The organism is Rhizobium leguminosarum (assembly GCF_001679785.1).
GTDB lineage: Bacteria > Pseudomonadota > Alphaproteobacteria > Rhizobiales > Rhizobiaceae > Rhizobium > Rhizobium leguminosarum_R.
On the sequence record NZ_CP016286.1, the window covers coordinates 1,394,228 to 1,412,758 of the forward strand.

Here is an 18,531-nt window from a genome sequence, read left to right on the forward strand (position 1 = left end):
TAAAGCCGCCTCATGGCGCGGATTCGCGGAGCAAATCATGGAACGCACTTGTCTTGCCGTCATCCTTGCCGCCGGTGACAGCACGCGGATGAAATCCTCGAAATCGAAGGTCCTGCATCCGGTCGCCGGACGGCCGATGATCGCCCATGTGGTCGAGGCGGTCGCCTCCGCCGGCATCTCATCCGTCGCCCTTGTCGTCGGCCGTGATGCCGAGGACGTGGCAAAGGCGGCAAGCATCGACGGCGTCGGCATCGAATCCTGTCTGCAGAAGGAACGCCTCGGCACCGGCCACGCGGTGCTGGCGGCGCGCGAAGCGATCGTCAAGGGTTATGACGATATCCTCGTCACCTATGGCGACGTGCCGCTGCAGACCGACGGACCGCTCAAGGCCGCCCGCCAAGGCCTTGCCGATGGCAGCGATGTCGTCGTCATCGGCTTCCACACCGACCGCCCGACCGGCTACGGCCGCCTGCTCGTCAAGGACGGCGAACTCATCGCCATCCGCGAGGAAAAGGATGCGACCGATGCCGAGCGCACCGTGACCTGGTGCAACAGCGGGCTGATGGCGATCAACGGCAGAAAGGCGCTCGATCTTCTCTCGCGCATCGGCAATGCCAACGCCAAGGGCGAATTCTATCTGACCGATCTCGTCGAAATCGCCCGTTCGCTTGGCGGACGCGTCACCGCGGTCGATGCTCCCGAGATCGAGATGACCGGCTGCAACAACCGGGCCGAACTCGCCGTCATCGAGCGCTTCTGGCAGGAGCGCCGCCGCCACGAGATGATGCTTTCAGGCGTCACCATGATCGCGCCGGAAACGGTTTTTCTCGCCTACGATACCGTCATCGGCCAGGATGCGCTGATCGAGCCGAACGTCGTCTTCGGTCCCGGCGCGGTGATCGACAGCGGCGCCGTCATCCATGCCTTCTCGCATATCGAAGGCGCGCATGTCAGCCAGGGCGCGACCGTCGGCCCCTTTGCGCGGCTGCGTCCGGGTGCGGATCTCGGCACCGGTTCGAAGGTCGGCAATTTCTGCGAGGTCAAGAACGGCCGGCTCGGCGAGGGCGCCAAGGTCAACCACCTCACCTATATCGGTGATGCCGTCATCGGCGCCGGCAGCAATATCGGCGCCGGCACGATCACCTGCAACTATGACGGCGTCAACAAGAGCGAGACGGTGATCGGCGAAAACGCCTTCATCGGTTCCAATTCCTCGCTGGTCGCGCCGGTGACCATCGGCGACGGCGCTTATATCGCCTCCGGCAGCGTCATCACCGTCAATGTGCCGGCCGACGCGCTGGCGCTTGGCCGCGCCCGGCAGGAGATCAAGCCCGGCCGCGCGACGCTGCTGCGTGAGCGTGCGCTCGCCATCAAGGCGGCGAAGAAGGCGAAAGCCTGACCAGCCTTGCGTAACCGGCGGAAATTGAAAGTGACCGCCGAGGTGATTGAGAAATAAGCAGGAATCGTTAGGACTGGCCTCGTTGTCGAAGCCTTTATGGGGATACTATATGTGCGGCATTGTGGGGATCGTCGGAACTGCGCCTGTTGCCGGGCGCCTGGTCGATGCGCTGAAGCGTCTCGAATATCGCGGTTACGATTCCGCCGGTGTCGCCACCATTCATGACGGCGTGATGGATCGCCGCCGCGCTGAAGGCAAGCTGTTCAATCTGGAAAAGCGCCTCGATATCGAACCGCTGCCTGGTACCGTCGGCATCGCCCACACGCGCTGGGCGACCCATGGCATTCCAAACGAGACCAATGCCCATCCGCATTTCGTCGAAGGCGTCGCCGTCGTCCATAACGGCATCATCGAGAATTTCTCCGAGCTTCGCGACGAGTTGACCGAAGAGGGTTCGGTCTTCGAAACCCAGACCGACACCGAGGTGGTCGCCCATCTGATGGCGAAATACCTGCGCGAAGGCCTGGAGCCGCGCGCCGCCATGCTGAAGATGCTGAACCGGGTAACCGGCGCCTATGCGCTGGCCATCATGCTCAAGGATGATCCCGGCACGATCATGGCTGCCCGTTCCGGCCCGCCGCTTGCCGTCGGCTATGGCCGCGGCGAGATGTTCCTCGGCTCGGATGCGATCGCGCTCTCGCCCTTCACCAACGAGATCACCTATCTCGTCGACGGCGATTGCGCCATCCTCAGCAGCGATGGCGTTGCGGTGCTCGATTTCGCCGGCAAGCCGGTTAAGCGCGCCCGGCAGATCTCGCAGGCGACCGCCTATGTCGTCGACAAGGGCAACCACCGCCACTTCATGGAAAAGGAAATCTACGAGCAGCCGGAGGTAATCTCTCACGCGCTCAGCCACTATGTCGATTTCGCCGAGAATACGATCGGCGCCAATGCCGCCGCGATCGACTTCAAGGCGGCGACCGGCCTTGCGATCTCGGCCTGCGGCACCGCCTATCTCGCCGGCCTCGTCGGCAAATATTGGTTCGAGCGTTATGCCCGCCTGCCGGTCGAGATCGACGTCGCCTCCGAATTCCGCTACCGCGAAATGCCGCTGTCGCCGTCGCAGGCCGCACTCTTCATCTCGCAGTCAGGCGAGACCGCCGATACGCTCGCATGCTTGCGTTATTGCCGCGACAACGGGTTGAAGATCGGCGCCGTCGTCAATGTCCGCGAATCGACGATTGCGCGCGAATCCGACGCCGTCTTCCCGATCATGGCCGGCCCCGAAATCGGCGTCGCCTCGACCAAGGCCTTCACCTGCCAGCTTGCCGTGCTGGCAGCGCTGGCGATCGGCGCCGGCAAGGCGCGCGGCACGGTGAGTGCAGATGAGGAGAGGGCACTGGTGCGCCATCTCGCCGAAATGCCGCGCATCATGAGCCGGGTGCTGAACCTTATCCAGCCGCAGATGGAAAGCCTGTCGCGCGAGCTGTCGAAGTGCAAGGACGTGCTCTATCTCGGCCGCGGCACCAGCTTCCCGCTCGCCATGGAAGGCGCGCTGAAGCTCAAGGAAATTTCCTATATCCACGCCGAAGGTTACGCCGCCGGTGAATTGAAGCATGGACCGATCGCGCTGATCGATGAGAACATGCCTGTCATCGTCATCGCCCCCTACGACCGTTTCTTCGAAAAGACCGTCTCGAACATGCAGGAGGTTGCAGCCCGCGGCGGCCGCATCATCTTCATCACCGACGAGGCCGGTGCGGCTGTCTCGAAACTGCCGACCATGGCAACAATCACCCTGCCTGTGGTTGACGAAATCATCGCACCGATGATCTTCTCGCTGCCGATCCAATTGCTCGCCTATCACACCGCCGTCTTCATGGGCACCGATGTCGACCAGCCGCGCAACCTGGCGAAATCCGTGACCGTGGAATAAGCCTGTAACGCCGGGACCGTCGCACCGAAACATATTGTGCGACGCCCCGAATTCTGGCAATTTTGGTCTGCGGACAAGGGGGAGGGCCGGCGTTCCGGCCCGTCCAGGACTGAGATGGAGTTCATCAGGAAACGATGGCCGACAACACCCCCAGAATGCCGGTGGCGACGCGGCTGAGGAATAATTTTCTCGCAGGACTGATCATCTGCGCGCCGATCGCGATTACCATCTGGCTGACCTGGACCTTCATCCATTGGTCGGACAGCTGGGTCCGGCCCTATATTCCGGCGCGCTGGAATCCGGAAAGCTATCTCAATTTCGCGATTCCGGGCTTCGGCCTGCTGATCGCCGTCGTGCTGATCACCGTCGTCGGCTTCCTCGGCAAGAACCTCATCGGCCAGAGCATCGTCCGGTTCGGCGAATCGATCGTTCAGCGCATGCCGCTGGTACGCACGATCTACAGAAGCGTGAAGCAGATTTTCGAAACCGTGCTGAAGGAACAGGCGAACTCCTTCAAAAAGGTCGGCCTCATCGAATATCCGGGTCCCGGCCTCTGGGCACTGATCTTCATTGCCACCGACGCCAAGGGCGAAATCGCTTCGAAGTTCAATGCCATGGGCCAGGACATGGTCGCCGTCTTCCTGCCGCCGACGCCGGTGCCGACAGCCGGCTTCCTCATCTTCGTGCCGCGCGAGAAGATCGTCATGCTCGATATGTCGCCGGAAGACGCCGCCAAGTTCCTGATTTCAGGCGGGCTTGTGGCGCCCGAACACAAGCCGGCCGATCCGAAGCAGAAGCATTTGCCGCGGCCAAAGCCGGTGGCGGTTTCCAAGGCTGAATGATGCATGTCGCCCAAAAGTGTTCAGCGGTTTTGGGGTAACGACATGCATAGAACAAAGACTTAAAGCGCGCCTCGGCGCGCTTTAACCCGCTCTAAGAAAACGGATCGCCTCGTCGCGGCGGAAAAGATAGAGCAGGGTGCGGATCGCCGTTCCTCTCTCGGTGGTCAATTCCGGATCGCGCTCGATGAGGTAAGCAGCATCCTTGCGGGCGATCTCCAACAGCTCGGCATGCGCCTCGAGGCTGGCGATGCGGAAGCCCGGCGTGCCGGATTGCCGTGTGCCGAGCAATTCGCCTTCACCGCGCAGCTTCAGGTCCTCCTCGGCAATGCGGAAGCCATCCTCCGTCTCGCGCATGATCGAAAGCCTGGCATGGCCGGTCTCGCCGAGTGGCCCCTTGTAGAGCAGGATGCAGGTCGAGGCCTCGTCGCCGCGCCCGACGCGACCGCGCAGCTGATGCAATTGCGCCAGGCCGAAGCGTTCGGCATGTTCGATCACCATGATCGTCGCATCCGGCACGTCGACGCCGACCTCGACGACGGTGGTGGCGACGAGCAGCCGGGTCTCGCCGTTCTTGAACGCCATCATCGCAGCATCCTTCTCCGGCCCGCTCATGCGGCCGTGGATGAGGCCGATGCCCGGGCCGAGTGCTGAGACCAGCGTCGCATGCCGCTCCTCGGCCGACATCAGGTCGAGCTCTTCGGACTCCTCGACCAGTGGGCAGATCCAGTAGGCCTTCTTGCCCTCGGCGATCGCGCTTTGCAGTCGGCCGACGATTTCGCCGGTCCGTTCCATCGGCACGGTGATCGTCTGGATCGGCTTGCGGCCGGCCGGTTTTTCGGTGAGCTTGGAGACGTCCATATCGCCGAAGGCGGCAAGCACCAGCGTGCGCGGGATCGGCGTCGCCGTCATGACAAGCATGTGCGGCGAGAGGCCCTTGGCGGTCAACCGCAGGCGCTGATGCACGCCGAAACGGTGCTGCTCGTCGACGACGGCAAGCATCAGATTGGCGTAGGCGACGCTGTCCTGGAACAGGGCATGCGTGCCGATGATGATCTGGGCAGCACCCAAGGCGATGCGCTCCAGGATTTCCTCCCTCTCGCGTCCCTTGGTTCGCCCGGTCAGCACCTCGATGCCGAGCCCGGCGGAGGCGGCGAATTTCGAGATCGTCGCGTGGTGCTGCCGCGCCAGGATTTCGGTCGGCGCCATCAGCACGGCCTGGCCGCCGCTCTCGATCACCGCCGCCATCGCCATCAGCGCCACCAGCGTCTTGCCGGAACCGACATCGCCCTGCAGCAGCCGCAGCATGCGCTCGTTGCCGGCCATATCTTTCAAAACCTCGGCGATTGCCTCGTTCTGGCTGCCGGTAGGCGAAAAGGGCAAGCTCTTCAGGATCTTGCTGCTGATTGTGCCCGTCGCAGTGACCGGCTGGCCCGCCACCTTGCGCAACCTCTGCCGCACCAGGCTCAGCGACAGCTGGCCGGCGAGGAATTCGTCATAGGCAAGCCGCCGCCGGGCAGGGGCCTGCGGGTCGATATCCCCAGGATCGCGCGGCTCGTGCAGCATGTGGAAACTGTCGCGGATCGACGGCAGGCCTTGCTTCTCTGTCAGCGCCAGGTCGATCCATTCCGGCAGCTCGGGAAAACGCGGCAGGCCGGCGTCGATGATCTTGCGCAGCGTCTTCGGCGAGAGCCCCGCCGTCAGCGGATAGATCGGTTCGACCAGCGGCAGGCTCTCCGCCTCGTCGGCCCTGACGATATAATCGGGATGCACCATCGAGGCGCGGCCGTTGAACCAGTCGATCTTGCCGCTGACCGTCACCTCCGCGTCAACAGGCAGCTGCTTTTCCAGCCACGCCGCCTGTCCGCGGAAGAAGACCAGCGTCAGTTCGCCGGTCTCGTCATGCAGGAAGACGCGATAGGGAATGTTGCTTTTGCCGCCCGGCGGCACCTGGTGCCGGTCGACGCGCGCCGTGATCGTCACGATCGCGCCCTGCGGCGCGCGGGCGATTCCAGGCTGGTTGCGCCGGTCGATCAGCGAGAAGGGCGCGTGGAAGAGCAGATCGATGACCCGGCAATCCTCCAGCGTCTCGCGCCCGAGCAGCTTGACCAGCAGCTCGGCGATCTTCGGTCCGACGCCCGGAAGGCCCGAAATAGGGGAAAACAGAGGATCGAGAATGGCGGGGCGCATGCGGCCAAAATGCGACGAACAATGCGGCCTTGGCAAGGCTGACAAGCCGCTTTCCAGGGTCTATAGAGGCGCATCAACAGGAAGGTAATGCCATGACAGGTGTCACGCTCACGAGTGCCGGTCTCGACCCGCGCCGCCGCCGGATCCTTTTCCGCTGCTGGCATCGCGGCATCCGCGAAATGGATCTGGTCTTCGGCCAGTTCGCCGAAGCCGAGGTGGCGACGCTTTCGGAAGCCGAGCTCGACGAGTTCGAGACGATCATGGCGGAAGAGGACAATGATCTCGTCCGCTGGATCATGGGAACATGGCCGGTGCCTGAGCGTTTCCAAACACCGATGTTTGCCCGCATCGCCGCCTACAAACCCGATTTTGACAAGCCCCTCAGGACGCCGGAATGATCCCTGGTTTCGATGCGAAGAAGCTTGCGGCCATTGCCGAGCCGCTGACGATCGGCAATGTGCCGGCAGGTCTTGAAACGCTGCTGCTCGCCGAGCTCGCCCGAACGGGAGAGCCGGTCGCCTATGTCATGTCCGACGGCCACCGCATGGCCGATCTGGAGCAGATGCTGGGCTTCGTCGCCCCCGACATTCCGGTTCTCACCTTGCCGGCCTGGGACTGTCTGCCTTATGACCGCGTCTCGCCGAGCGCCGACACCTCGGCTCGCCGGCTGGCTGCACTCGGCGGCCTCATCGCCCATCGCAAGAAGCCGCATGCGGCAATCGTGCTCGTCACCGCCAATGCCATGCTGCAGAAGGTGGCGCCGCAGGATGTCATCGAAGGCCTGAGTTTTTCGGCCCGTCCAGGCAATCAGCTGCGCATGGACGATCTCGCCGGCCGCCTGGAGCGCAATGGCTTCGAGCGGGTCGCCACCGTTCGCGAGGTCGGCGAATATGCCGTGCGCGGCGGCATTCTCGACGTCTTCGTACCGGGTTCCGAAGAGCCGGTCCGCCTCGATTTCTTCGGTGATACGCTGGAAAGCATCCGCAGCTTCGATCCGGCAAGCCAGCGCACAATCGGGCAGGTGCGCTCCCTCGATCTCAATCCGATGAGCGAGGTGACGCTGACGCCCGATACGATCAGCCGTTTCCGCAAGAATTACCTCTCCGCTTTCGGCGCGACCACCCGCGACGACGCGCTCTATCTTGCCGTCTCCGAAGGCCGCCGTTACCCTGGCATGGAGCACTGGCTGCCGCTTTTCTACGAGAAGCTCGATACCGTCTTCGATTATTTGAGCGGCTTCCGGATCGTCATCGATCATACGGTGCGTGAAGCAGCCGAAGAGCGCTCCAAGCTCGTTTTCGACTATTATGACGCCCGCCTGAACTCCGGCCAGCCGGCCAAGGGGATGACGCAGGGCACGCCCTACAAGCCGGTGACGCCGGGCCAGCTCTATCTCGACAGCAAGCTTTTCATCAAAACCCTCGATGCGCTGGCCGCGATCCGCATCAGCCCCTTCAACGAGCATGAGGGCGAGGCACGGCGGGTCGTCAATGTCGACGCCCGCCAGGGCCAGCGCTGGGCCCGCTCCAATGCCGAAGGCGGCGGCGATGCCGAACGCATCAACATCTTCGACGTCGTCGTCAAGCATATCGCCGACCGCCGTGCTGCCGGCGCGAAAGTGCTCGTCACCGCCTGGACCGAAGGCTCGCTGGAGCGGCTGCTGCAGGTGTTGAACGAACACGGCCTGGAAAAGGTCAAGCCGATCGAGGCGCTGAAGGATATCGGCTCGCTGGCGAGAGGCGAGGCTGCTGCTGCCGTGCTCAGTCTCGAAGCCGGCTTCGAGGCCGGGGACCTCGTCGTCATCGGCGAGCAGGATATATTAGGCGACCGCATGGTGCGCCGCTCCAAGCGCCGCAAGCGCGCAGCCGATTTCATCTCGGAAGTCGCGGGCCTCGATGAGGGTTCGATCGTCGTCCACGCCGAACATGGTATCGGCCGCTTTATAGGACTGAGGACCATCGAGGCCGCAGGCGCGCCGCATGCCTGCCTCGAACTGCAATATGCCGACGAGGCCAAGCTCTTCCTGCCGGTCGAAAACATCGATCTTCTCTCGCGTTACGGCGGCGAAGGCACCGAAGCTCAGCTCGACAAGCTCGGCGGCGGCGCCTGGCAGATGCGCAAGGCCAAGCTCAAGAAGCGCCTGCTCGATATGGCCGATGCGCTGATCCGCATCGCCGCCGAGCGCCTGACGCGCCACGCGCCGATGCTGACGACGCCGGAAGGCCTTTACGACGAATTCGCCGCCCGCTTCCCCTATGACGAGACCGAGGACCAGGAAAACGCCATCGAGGCGGTGCGCTCCGATCTCGGCGCCGGCCGGCCGATGGACCGTCTGGTCTGCGGCGACGTCGGCTTCGGCAAGACGGAGGTGGCGCTGCGCGCCGCCTTCGTCGCAGCGATGAACGGCGCCCAGGTCGCCATCGTCGTGCCGACGACACTGCTTTCCCGCCAGCATTTCAAAACCTTTTCCGATCGTTTCCGCGGTCTGCCGGTGCGCATCCAGCAGGCCTCGCGCCTTGTCGGCGCCAAGGAGCTGGCGCTGACGAAGAAGGAAGTGGCGGAAGGCAAGACCGATATCGTCGTCGGCACCCATGCGCTGCTCGGCGCCGGCATCAAATTCGCCAATCTCGGCCTGCTCGTCATCGACGAGGAACAGCACTTCGGCGTCAAGCACAAGGAGCGGCTGAAGGAGCTGAAAAGCGACGTGCACGTGCTGACGCTGTCGGCGACGCCGATCCCGCGCACGCTGCAGCTTGCCATGACCGGTGTGCGCGAACTGTCGCTGATCACCACCCCGCCGGTCGACCGCATGGCGGTGCGCACCTTCATTTCTCCCTTCGACAGCCTGGTCATCCGCGAGACGCTGATGCGCGAGCATTATCGCGGCGGCCAGAGCTTCTATGTCTGCCCCAGGCTTGCCGATCTCGAGGACGTGCATGCCTTCCTGCAGTCGGATGTGCCGGAGCTGAAGGTCGCGGTCGCCCATGGCCAGATGCCGGCCGGCGAACTCGAAGATATCATGAACGCCTTCTATGAAGGCCGCTACGACGTGCTTCTCTCGACCACCATCGTCGAATCCGGCCTCGACGTGCCCACCGCCAATACGCTGATCGTCCACCGTGCTGATATGTTCGGCCTTGCCCAGCTCTATCAGCTGCGTGGTCGCGTCGGCCGCTCGAAGGTGCGCGCCTTCGCGCTCTTCACCCTGCCTGTTAATAAGGTGCTGACGGCAACCGCCGAACGCCGGTTGAAGGTGCTGCAATCGCTGGATACGCTCGGCGCCGGCTTCCAGCTGGCGAGCCACGATCTCGATATTCGCGGCGCCGGCAACCTGCTCGGCGAGGAGCAGTCAGGCCATATCAAGGAAGTCGGCTTCGAGCTCTACCAGCAAATGCTGGAAGAGGCGGTCGCCGAGGTCAAGGGTGTCGACGAGATCCACGATACCGGCTGGTCGCCGCAGATCTCCGTCGGCACGACGGTAATGATCCCGGAAGGATACGTGCCCGACCTGCATCTGCGCATGGCGCTCTACCGCCGTCTCGGCGAAATCACCGAACTCAAGGAAATCGACGGCTTCGGCGCCGAGATGATCGACAGATTCGGCCCGATGCCGATCGAAGTCCAGCACCTGCTGAAGATCGTCTACATCAAATCGCTCTGCCGCACCGCCAATGTCGAAAAGCTCGATGCCGGCCCGAAGGGCGTCGTCGTGCAGTTCCGCAACAAGGAATTCCCCAATCCGGCCAACCTCGTCGGTTATATCGGCAAGCAGGGCACGATGGCGAAGATCCGCCCCGATCACAGCCTGTTCCTGACCCGAGACCTGCCGACACCGGAAAAACGCCTGCAGGGCGCTGCCGTTATCATGACGCAGCTGGCGGAATTCGCGAAATAGAGCAACTCCAGCAAAACTGTGCCGCGGTTTTGCGTCCGGAATTGCATGGAAAAGGGAGATCGAGATGGGAACATACGGCGCAACGATCGCCTGGCAGCGCAACGGCGAAACCTTTACCGACAACCGCTACAGCCGTGCCCACCGCTGGACCTTTGATGGTGGCATCGAGGTGAGGGCGTCCTCTTCCGCCCATGTCGTGCCGCTGCCCTATTCCGCGGAGGATGCCGTCGATCCGGAAGAGGCTTTCGTCGCCTCGCTCTCCAGCTGCCACATGCTCTGGTTCCTGTCGCTCGCCGCCAAACAGCGCTTTTGCGTCGAGAGCTACACCGATGCCGCCGAGGGCGTCATGGAAAAGAATGCCGAGGGCCGCCTCGCCATGACCGTCGTGACGCTGCGGCCGCATGTCGTCTTCAGCGGCGAAAAACAGCCCTCTTTAAGCGAACTCGAAGCCTTGCACCATCGCGCCCACGACGAATGCTTCATCGCCAATTCGGTGAAGACCGAGGTGCGCTGCGTTCCGGTTCTGGGTTGAAGCTACGGTCGGTTGCCAAACAGGAAGCGCCACAGTTTCGCTCGCCAAGTCATTCCTTGAAAATATAGACTGTACACTTGGCTCTCGCGAAACAACGATTTCTCTATCTTCACGAGAATTTTTTGCTCAGTTGATCCGACCGTATCGCCATCTGCCACATTTGCCTCATGCTCAATCAAGTACGCTGCGAAGGCAAGCATGAACTCATGCAAGTCCGGAATAGTGCCGGGATAGCCTCGCGCCTCGATGTTTTTCAAGCCGAAGTTCATCAGTCCTTCTGTCGAGCAAAAGATTGAAGGTTTTGGAAAACGCGAGGGATTTTCTGTTGCAAACAAACAGGAAACAAAAATCGGAATAGCGACCTCGGTGTCTTTCTCGACGAGCGGCAAGACCATCGAAGTTGGCAACAGCGCCCCTGAGGAAAGACTCACAACACCGATCGCAGAGGGAATGCTTGTCAGGATTACCTGCAGCATCCTTTGCAAAGCTAAGGCTTTTTGCTTTCCGCTACCCCCGCCGAAAATAGTGACAATGATATGTGATCTGTGCTGGCTGAGTTCTTTCCAAGCGGTCGGCCAGAACCAGGCATTTCTGATTTGCGGGTCACCTTCACCCAAAGGAGCCTGAGCATCCATGAACATCACGCTGCCGCCCAAGGTGCTGTCGTAGAAGACGAAAAGTGGTTTGTTCTCGTCGTTTTCCGAAACATCAATGCTCGAACCGGGCCAGCTTTGCCGTAGCGCAAGGGAAATAGGCGAAAGACAATCTGAATCGCCATCCTTCATAAATACGATCGCGATCATTGCTTCCGAAGTCGAAGCGGATTCACGGAGGGATGACACTTGAGAACTCACCGGAAGGTCCTGCTAACTGTCGCTATCTGAAATTGGAAGTAACTGGATAGATGAAATAAATCGGTTGTCACGCGTGTAGTTGAAATGAGACTAGGTCAGCTGCATGGCGCTCCGGCCTGATCTTAAAAGGTAGTCCTAGTCGCCTGGCGGTTCCGACCAGCCGATCAGTTTCGCCCATTCGTTGGCGCCGACCATGATGATGTCGAACACCGGGTCCTTGATATCGTAATAGAAATCGACGTCCGCGGGAGAGCGCTGGGCGAGCCGTTGCTTGATCAGCGCATAGGCGTTTGCCGCTGTCGGATGGGCGCGGAGGAAGTCGCGGCAAAGAAGAGGGTAACGCTGATTGAAACGGCCTCTTTCCCGAACGTGCAGATTGGCCGGACGCCCTTTGCTGCGATAAAGTGCCTTCCGCAACTCGCCTTCCGCAAGGTCAAGTCCCGGAGGGCAATGATCGGCCACTATTGATCTGCGCTCGAACCCCTCCCGTTCGAGCGTGCTTTCGCTGACCTCGGCCAGAGTCTCCACGGTAAGTTGGATATCGATGATATCTTTTGCTGGAAGACCGGGAATGGCGGTCGAGCCGATATGATGCAGGTATGCGCCGGCGGGCGCTGCCCGCATGATGGCACTCTTGAGCGTCGTAAAGTCCTCGGCCCAACTCGCTCGCGACTGTTCGATCTCGATCGGCATGACCGGCGGCGTCAGTTGAGGCCTGACCGCGCCTCGGTCTTCGCCTTAGCAATGTCGCGCAACGCGTTCGCCAACACCTCGGGCGTCTGTGCGCCGCTGACGGCATATTGCTGATCGAAGATGAAGAAGGGCACGCCGTTGACGCCCATCTCCTGCGCTGCCTTGATTTCGGCGACGATCAGATCGCGGTCGGCATCGGAGGCAAGCAGCGAGGCGATGACCGAGCGGTCGAGGCCTGATTTTTCGGCGATATCGAGCAGCACAGCATGGTCGCCGACATTGCGGCCTTCCTCGAAATTCGCCTTGAACAGCGCGGCAACGACCTTGTCCTGCTTCTCGCGGCCTTCGATCATCGCCCAGTGGATCAGCCGATGCGCATCGAGTGTGTTCGGGCCGATCTTGATCGCCTCGAAATTAAAGGCGATGCCGACCTCGCGGCCGTAATCGCTGAGCATCTTGTGCGCCTGGGCCACACGCTCCTCGCCGCCCAGCTTCTCCGCCAGCGCCTTCTTCTGGTCGACGCCTTCCTTGGGGTAGTCGGGATTGAGCTGGTACGGCCGCCAGTTGATGTCGACGCCGATTTGGTCCTGCACCTCGGCGATGGCGAGTTCCAGCCGCGCCTTGCCGAGATAGCACCAGGGGCAGACGACATCCGAGACGACGTCGATGGTGATGCGCTCCATGATGATGTTCCTTATTTCTGTGCGCCTCCGGAGGAGGCATGAGGACCGGCCGTTCGCCGGTCTTACTGCGCGCTCGTATCCCACCATACCGGCAGCTGATATCCGCTGAGCGGTACGCTGTCGGGACGGCCGATGCGCTTGCTCCGCGCCATCCATTGCTGGTCCATGTGATAGAGCGGCAGCACGTAATGGCTGGAAAGCAGCAGCCGGTCGTAGGAGCGGACCGCCGCAGTGAAATCCTCCGCCGAGTGTGCCCTGAGCAGGTGATTGATCAGTGTGTCGAGATCGGGATCGTTGGCGCCGGCGAAGCTGTCGGTTCCCTCGCGCGTACGCGCAACCGAAGACCAGCGGCCGAGTTGCTCGTTCCCAGGGGACAACGACGAGGTATAGGACTTCATGATCATGTCGTAATCGAAGCTGTTCGTCCGGCTCTGATACTGCGAATCGTCGACCGTGCGGATGGAAGCGGCGATGCCGATCGTCTGCAGCGAACGCTGGTAGGCAACGGCAAGCTTTTCTTGGTCGGCATTCTGCGTCATGATCTCGAAGGCGAGCTGGCGGCCGGAGGCATTGAGCATCTTGCCGCCCTGGATCGTATAGCCGCCCTGTTTCAACTGCTCGACGGCCTGTTTCAGCACATTGCGGTCGCGGCCGGAGCCGTCGGTGACCGGCAGCTTGTAGGTGCCGTCGAGAATCTCCGGCGCAATCTTGTCCTTGATCGGCCCGAGCAGGGCAAGCTCGGCTGCATTGGCGGGAACCCCGAAACTCGACAGCTCGGAATTCTGCCAGAAGCTCTGCGTGCGTTTATAGGCGCCGGAATAAAGGTTCTTGTTTGCCCATTCGAAGTCGAACACCAGCGACAGGCCTTCGCGCACCTTGGGATCGGTAAAGATCGGCCGGCGCGTGTTGAACACGAAGCCGAGCATGCCGCTCGGCAGTTTCGGTGTGAACACGTCCTTGACCACAGCCCCCGAGGTGACGGCGGGAAAGTTATAGGCATTGGCCCAATGGCCGGGATTGCCGTCGGGATAGATGTCGACATCGCCCTTCTTGAAGGCCTCGAACAGCGTCGTGTCCTGCAGGAAATACTGGACGGTGATCTGGTCGTAATTGTCGGTGCCGACCTTGGCGGGAATGTTCTTGCCCCAGTAATTCGGATCGCGCTCATAGGTGATGCTCTCACCAGGCTTCACCGTCTTCACCTTGTAGGGACCGGAGCCGACCGGGGGGGTCAGCGACGAACGGTCGAAAGTTGCCGGATCGATTGCATGTTTCGGCAGCACCGGGAAGAGACCGAAGATCAGCGGCGTCTCCCGGTCGGCCTTGTCGTTGAAGGTGAATCGCACACTGCGCTCGCCGACCTTTTCCATCTTGGCGACGACGTTGAGGCGGTTGGCGAAGGGCACGCGGCCCTTGTCGCGCATCAGCTCGAAGGTGAACATCACATCCTCGGGCGTCACCGGCTGGCCATCGGCCCATTTCGCCTTCGGATTGAGGTTGAACTGGATGAAGCTCCGGTCGTCGTCCCATTCCACCGTCTCGGCAAGCAGGCCGTAGAGTGTGAACGGCTCGTCCCTGGAGCGCTGCATCAGCGATTCGTAGACGAGATTGCCATAATCCGGATCCCACATGCCGCGCGCCGTCGTGCGCATGCTCTTGAGGATGAACGGGTTGAGGTTGTCGAAGGTGCCGACCACGCCATAGGTGATCTTGCCACCCTTTTTCACGTCGGGATTGACGTAAGGGAAGTGTTTGTAGTCGGCCGGCAAGGCCGGCTCGCCGTGCATCGCGATGCCGTGCAGCGGCTCGGCAGCGACAGTGCCGCACAGCAGCGAGAGGACGAGGGGGACGGCAATCCGGAGCATTCGGCAATCCTTGATCCGTGAAAACGGGGCATGATTCACCGCGGAGATTATCATGGGGTCGACCGATTCCAACACGGATCGGCGATTTCTTTGGCTTCGCGACGAAATGCACCTCAAATTGCCAAAGAAAAGCTGGATATCTTGAACGCTGCGATGTAACAGGTGAACCCGAAGTTTCGGGGTCATGCATTTGCCTTATTTTTTTAAGAGGTGGAGTGCCGAACGACCCGATGGTTGGGGCGGCAAACCGCTGCTCCGAACGGATATCAGGAGACGGAATTCGTTATGATGTTCAAGTCTGAAAAGAAAATGCGGGCAGCACTGTCCGTTCTGGCAGTGGTGTTCGGCGCTTCGGCTCCGGTCTCCTCCTTCGCACAGGATGCGGCAGCACAGGCTCCGGCCGATGCCCCGGCACAGGCCGCAGGAGCGCCGAAGCTCGGCTGGTACAAGACCTGCAGCAAGCAGGAAGACAACGACATCTGTGTTGTCCAGAACCTGATCCTCGCCAATGGCGGCCAGCTCGTCACGGCCGTCGGCCTGATCTCGGTATCCGGCAAGATCAACCGCAAGCTCCTGCAGGTCTCGGTTCCCACGGCACGTCTCGTTCCTCCCGGCGTCATCATGCAGATCGACGGCGGCAAGGGCCAGAAGCTCGACTACGCCGTCTGCCTGCCGGACAAGTGCACCGCCGAAATTCCGCTGACCGACGCGATGATCGCCAGCCTCAAGAAGGGCAGCGACGTGATCTTCACCTCGATCAACTTCCGCCGCGCCCCGAACCCGATCAAGATCTCGCTCGAAGGCTTCACCGGCGCTTACGATGGTGAACCGGTTTCCGAATCCAAGCTCGCCGAAAGCCAGCGCAGCCTCCAGGAAGGCATGCAGAAGAAGGCCGAAGAAGCCCGCAAGAAGCTGGAAGACGCCCAGAAGGCAGCCAAGGCGCAGTAATCCTGCCATTTCTTTGAAACAGAAACCCGGCTTCGCGCCGGGTTTTTTGTTGCGCAAAGAAAAGGCCTCGCCGGGAGAAGCGAGGCCTTGATTTAACGATCGGCACGAGTGGGTTAGTGGGCGAAGCTCATCTTGGGTTTGAACTGCCCTGACGGAGCCTGATCGAAAATCTGGTAGATCTGTGGGTTGCGAAGCGGCGTGCCGCTTTCGTCGTTCATCAGGTTCTGTTCGGAGACATAAGCGACATATTCGCTTTCGTCATTCTCGGCAAGCAGGTGATAGAAGGGCTGGTCCCTGCTCGGGCGCACCTCGGCCGGAATGGAATTCCACCATTCCTCCGTATTCGCGAACTCCGGATCAACGTCGAAAATGACGCCGCGAAACGGAAAAACCTTGTGCCGAACCACTTCGCCGATACTGAACTTTGCTACTCTTTCTTTCATGGTACGACTTCCTTTCATCACCAAATTTGGTGATTGGTGTCGCGCAAATCAAGATTTTTGCGCGAGTTCGTCACATGAACGTCATATCCTCCTTCTGCATAATTCCTCAAATCGGAACCGATTTAAGGACAAAATTATGCAGCACTCCAAGTTCTACAGCGTCCTTGCGCGTCTGAAAGACGCGCGGCGCTGTAGTGGCGTCCATGACCTGGGAGGCGAAAGCCCCGGCGGGCCGGGACTTTCTGTGTTCGCGGCCGATCAGGCCGAATAATACATGTCGTATTCGACCGGATGCGGCGTCATTTCGAAACGCATCACCTCAGCCATCTTCAGCTCGATGAAGGCATCGATCTGGTCGTCGTCGAAGACGCCGCCGGCGGTCAGGAACTTGCGGTCCTTGTCGAGGCTTTCGAGTGCTTCGCGCAACGAGCCGCAGACGGTCGGGATCTTCTTCAGTTCCTTCGGCGGCAGGTCGTAGAGATCCTTGTCCATGGCCTTGCCGGGATGGATCTTGTTCTTGATGCCATCGAGACCGGCCATCAGCATGGCAGCAAAGGCGAGATAGGGATTGGCGGTCGGATCCGGGAAGCGGACTTCGACGCGCTTGGCCTTCGGGTTGGAGCCGAACGGAATGCGGCAGGAAGCCGAGCGGTTGCGGGCCGAATAGGCAAGCAGCACGGGGGCTTCGTAACCCGGGACGAGACGCTTGTAGGAGTTCGTCGACGGGTTGGTGAAGGCGTTGATCGCCTTGGCATGCTTGATGATGCCGCCGATGTAGAACAGGCAGCTCTCCGAAAGGCCGGCATATTCGTCGCCGGCAAAGGTCGGCTTGCCGCCCTTCCAGATCGACTGGTGCACATGCATGCCCGAGCCGTTGTCGCCGAAGATCGGCTTCGGCATGAAGGTCGCCGTCTTGCCGTAGGCGTTGGCCACCTGGTGCACGACGTATTTGTAGATCTGCATCTTGTCGGCGTTGCGCACCAGCGTATCGAACTTGATGCCGAGTTCGTGCTGGGCGGCGGCGACTTCATGGTGATGCTTTTCGACGACGACGCCCATCTCGGAGAGCACCGTCAGCATTTCCGAACGCATGTCCTGGGCGCTGTCGACGGGAGGAACAGGGAAATAACCGCCCTTGACGCGCGGGCGATGGCCAAGGTTGCCGGTTTCGTAATCGGTATCGTCGTTCGATGGCAGTTCGGTCGAGTCGAGCTTGAAGCCGGTATTGTAGGGATCGGCCTTGTACTTGACGTCGTCGAAGACGAAGAATTCGGCTTCCGGACCGACGAAGACCGTATCGCCGATGCCGGATGCCTTGAGGTAGGCTTCGGCCTTCTTGGCGGTGCCGCGCGGATCGCGGTTATAGGCCTCGCCGGAAACCGGATCGAGGATGTCGCAGACGATGACCATGGTCGACTGAGCGAAGAATGGGTCCATATGCACCGTTTCGGTATCGGGCATCAGCACCATGTCGGACTCATTGATGGCCTTCCAGCCACCGATCGAGGAGCCGTCGAACATCACGCCGTCAACGAACATGTCTTCATCGACGCAGACCACGTCCATCGTCACATGCTGCAGCTTGCCCTTTGGGTCGGTGAAACGCAGATCGACGAACTTTACGTCGTTCTCCTTGATCTGCTTCAGAATTTCGCTTGCGGTCGCCATTAATGAGTTTCCTCCGATTTGCGATGACGGTGTAGGTCGGCGATGACGGTAACGGACTTTGCGCGATTGGCAAAGTGGTCAGATGGCATCGATGCCGGTCTCGCCGGTGCGGATGCGGATAACCTCTTCGACGTTGGAGACGAAGATCTTTCCGTCGCCGATGCGGCCGGTCTGCGCCGCCTTGCGGATCGCATCGATAACCGCCTCCGCGTTCTCGTCGGCCAATACGACCTCGACTTTGACCTTCGGCAGGAAATCGACGACGTATTCGGCTCCGCGGTAGAGTTCCGTGTGGCCTTTCTGACGGCCGAAACCCTTGGCTTCCGTGACCGTGATACCCTGCAGGCCAACTTCCTGAAGGGCTTCCTTCACTTCGTCCAGCTTGAAAGGCTTAATGATCGCTTCGATCTTTTTCATGAGAAAATGTCTCTCCGCTTCTCTTGTTATGGCAGGAATTTTCCCGCTCGCCGGATATGATGCAGATATCGTGCCAGTTTGAAATCCGTCTTGTCGAAAAAAGACGTCGATTCTGCCAAAACCGGCGCGTTTGCGGGGAATTCTATGTGGTTTTGGCGACGGTCAGATG

15 protein-coding genes are annotated in these 18,531 nt (G+C 60.9%); 7 read left to right on the forward strand and 8 right to left on the reverse strand.

Translation table 11 applies throughout. The features are described from left to right. Positions 1-37 precede the first annotated feature (37 nt). The 3 genes from glmU to BA011_RS07100 all read left to right on the forward strand — a co-directional run bounded on the left by glmU (position 38) and on the right by BA011_RS07100 (position 4,177). On the forward strand, positions 38-1,399 hold the full coding sequence (gene glmU / locus BA011_RS07090; RefSeq protein WP_065279908.1) for a bifunctional UDP-N-acetylglucosamine diphosphorylase/glucosamine-1-phosphate N-acetyltransferase GlmU: 1,362 nt from the start codon (positions 38-40) through the stop codon (positions 1,397-1,399). 109 nt (positions 1,400-1,508) lie between these two features. Further along, on the forward strand, positions 1,509-3,335 hold the full coding sequence (gene glmS / locus BA011_RS07095) for a glutamine--fructose-6-phosphate transaminase (isomerizing) (protein ID WP_065279909.1): 1,827 nt from the start codon (positions 1,509-1,511) through the stop codon (positions 3,333-3,335). A gap of 134 nt (positions 3,336-3,469) precedes the next feature. Continuing rightward, positions 3,470-4,177, forward strand: a complete 708-nt coding sequence (locus tag BA011_RS07100; RefSeq protein ID WP_017960424.1) for a DUF502 domain-containing protein — start codon at positions 3,470-3,472, stop codon at positions 4,175-4,177. 81 nt (positions 4,178-4,258) lie between these two features. Here BA011_RS07100 and recG read toward each other — a convergent pair whose 3' ends face one another. Then, a complete protein-coding gene (gene recG, locus BA011_RS07105; RefSeq protein WP_065282438.1) occupies positions 4,259-6,364 on the reverse strand; it encodes an ATP-dependent DNA helicase RecG in 2,106 nt (701 codons plus the stop codon). Positions 6,365-6,456: 92 nt separating this feature from the next. Here recG and BA011_RS07110 point away from each other — a divergent pair, with 92 nt between their 5' ends. The 3 genes from BA011_RS07110 (at position 6,457) to BA011_RS07120 (ending at position 10,791) form a co-directional block, all read left to right on the forward strand. Continuing rightward, positions 6,457-6,762, forward strand: coding sequence for a succinate dehydrogenase assembly factor 2 (locus BA011_RS07110; protein WP_017960426.1), 306 nt, complete (start codon positions 6,457-6,459; stop codon positions 6,760-6,762). Further along, complete coding sequence (gene mfd, locus BA011_RS07115; protein WP_065279910.1) at positions 6,759-10,259, forward strand: transcription-repair coupling factor; 3,501 nt, start codon at positions 6,759-6,761, stop codon at positions 10,257-10,259. Before BA011_RS07110 ends, mfd begins: the two co-directional genes overlap by 4 nt. Before the next feature lie 64 nt (positions 10,260-10,323). Then, complete coding sequence (locus tag BA011_RS07120; RefSeq protein WP_065279911.1) at positions 10,324-10,791, forward strand: OsmC family protein; 468 nt, start codon at positions 10,324-10,326, stop codon at positions 10,789-10,791. Between the two features lie 2 nt (positions 10,792-10,793). Here BA011_RS07120 and BA011_RS07125 read toward each other — a convergent pair whose 3' ends face one another. The 4 genes from BA011_RS07125 to BA011_RS07140 form a co-directional block, all read right to left on the reverse strand. Next, positions 10,794-11,594, reverse strand: coding sequence for a DUF4261 domain-containing protein (locus tag BA011_RS07125; RefSeq protein WP_065279912.1), 801 nt, complete (start codon positions 11,592-11,594; stop codon positions 10,794-10,796). Positions 11,595-11,780: 186 nt separating this feature from the next. Further along, a complete protein-coding gene (locus tag BA011_RS07130; RefSeq protein WP_065279913.1) occupies positions 11,781-12,338 on the reverse strand; it encodes a GrpB family protein in 558 nt (185 codons plus the stop codon). 11 nt (positions 12,339-12,349) lie between these two features. Beyond that, complete coding sequence (locus tag BA011_RS07135) at positions 12,350-13,021, reverse strand: DsbA family oxidoreductase (protein ID WP_065279914.1); 672 nt, start codon at positions 13,019-13,021, stop codon at positions 12,350-12,352. Positions 13,022-13,083: 62 nt separating this feature from the next. Next, positions 13,084-14,886 carry an extracellular solute-binding protein gene (locus tag BA011_RS07140; RefSeq protein ID WP_065282439.1) on the reverse strand — a complete coding sequence of 601 codons (1,803 nt, stop codon included), beginning with the start codon at positions 14,884-14,886 and terminating at the stop codon, positions 13,084-13,086. Positions 14,887-15,171: 285 nt separating this feature from the next. On the opposite strand from BA011_RS07140, the gene BA011_RS07145 reads away from it, so the two are divergent. Beyond that, on the forward strand, positions 15,172-15,834 hold the full coding sequence (locus BA011_RS07145) for an invasion associated locus B family protein (protein ID WP_020049906.1): 663 nt from the start codon (positions 15,172-15,174) through the stop codon (positions 15,832-15,834). 113 nt (positions 15,835-15,947) lie between these two features. Here BA011_RS07145 and hspQ read toward each other — a convergent pair whose 3' ends face one another. From hspQ to BA011_RS07160, 3 genes are all read right to left on the reverse strand, one after another. Next, positions 15,948-16,277, reverse strand: coding sequence for a heat shock protein HspQ (hspQ, locus tag BA011_RS07150; protein WP_003539613.1), 330 nt, complete (start codon positions 16,275-16,277; stop codon positions 15,948-15,950). A 258-nt stretch (positions 16,278-16,535) separates the two neighbouring features. Continuing rightward, positions 16,536-17,945 carry a type I glutamate--ammonia ligase gene (gene glnA / locus BA011_RS07155; protein WP_065279915.1) on the reverse strand — a complete coding sequence of 470 codons (1,410 nt, stop codon included), beginning with the start codon at positions 17,943-17,945 and terminating at the stop codon, positions 16,536-16,538. Between the two features lie 78 nt (positions 17,946-18,023). Further along, positions 18,024-18,362, reverse strand: coding sequence for a P-II family nitrogen regulator (locus tag BA011_RS07160; protein WP_003539626.1), 339 nt, complete (start codon positions 18,360-18,362; stop codon positions 18,024-18,026). Between the last annotated feature and the right edge of the window lie 169 nt (positions 18,363-18,531).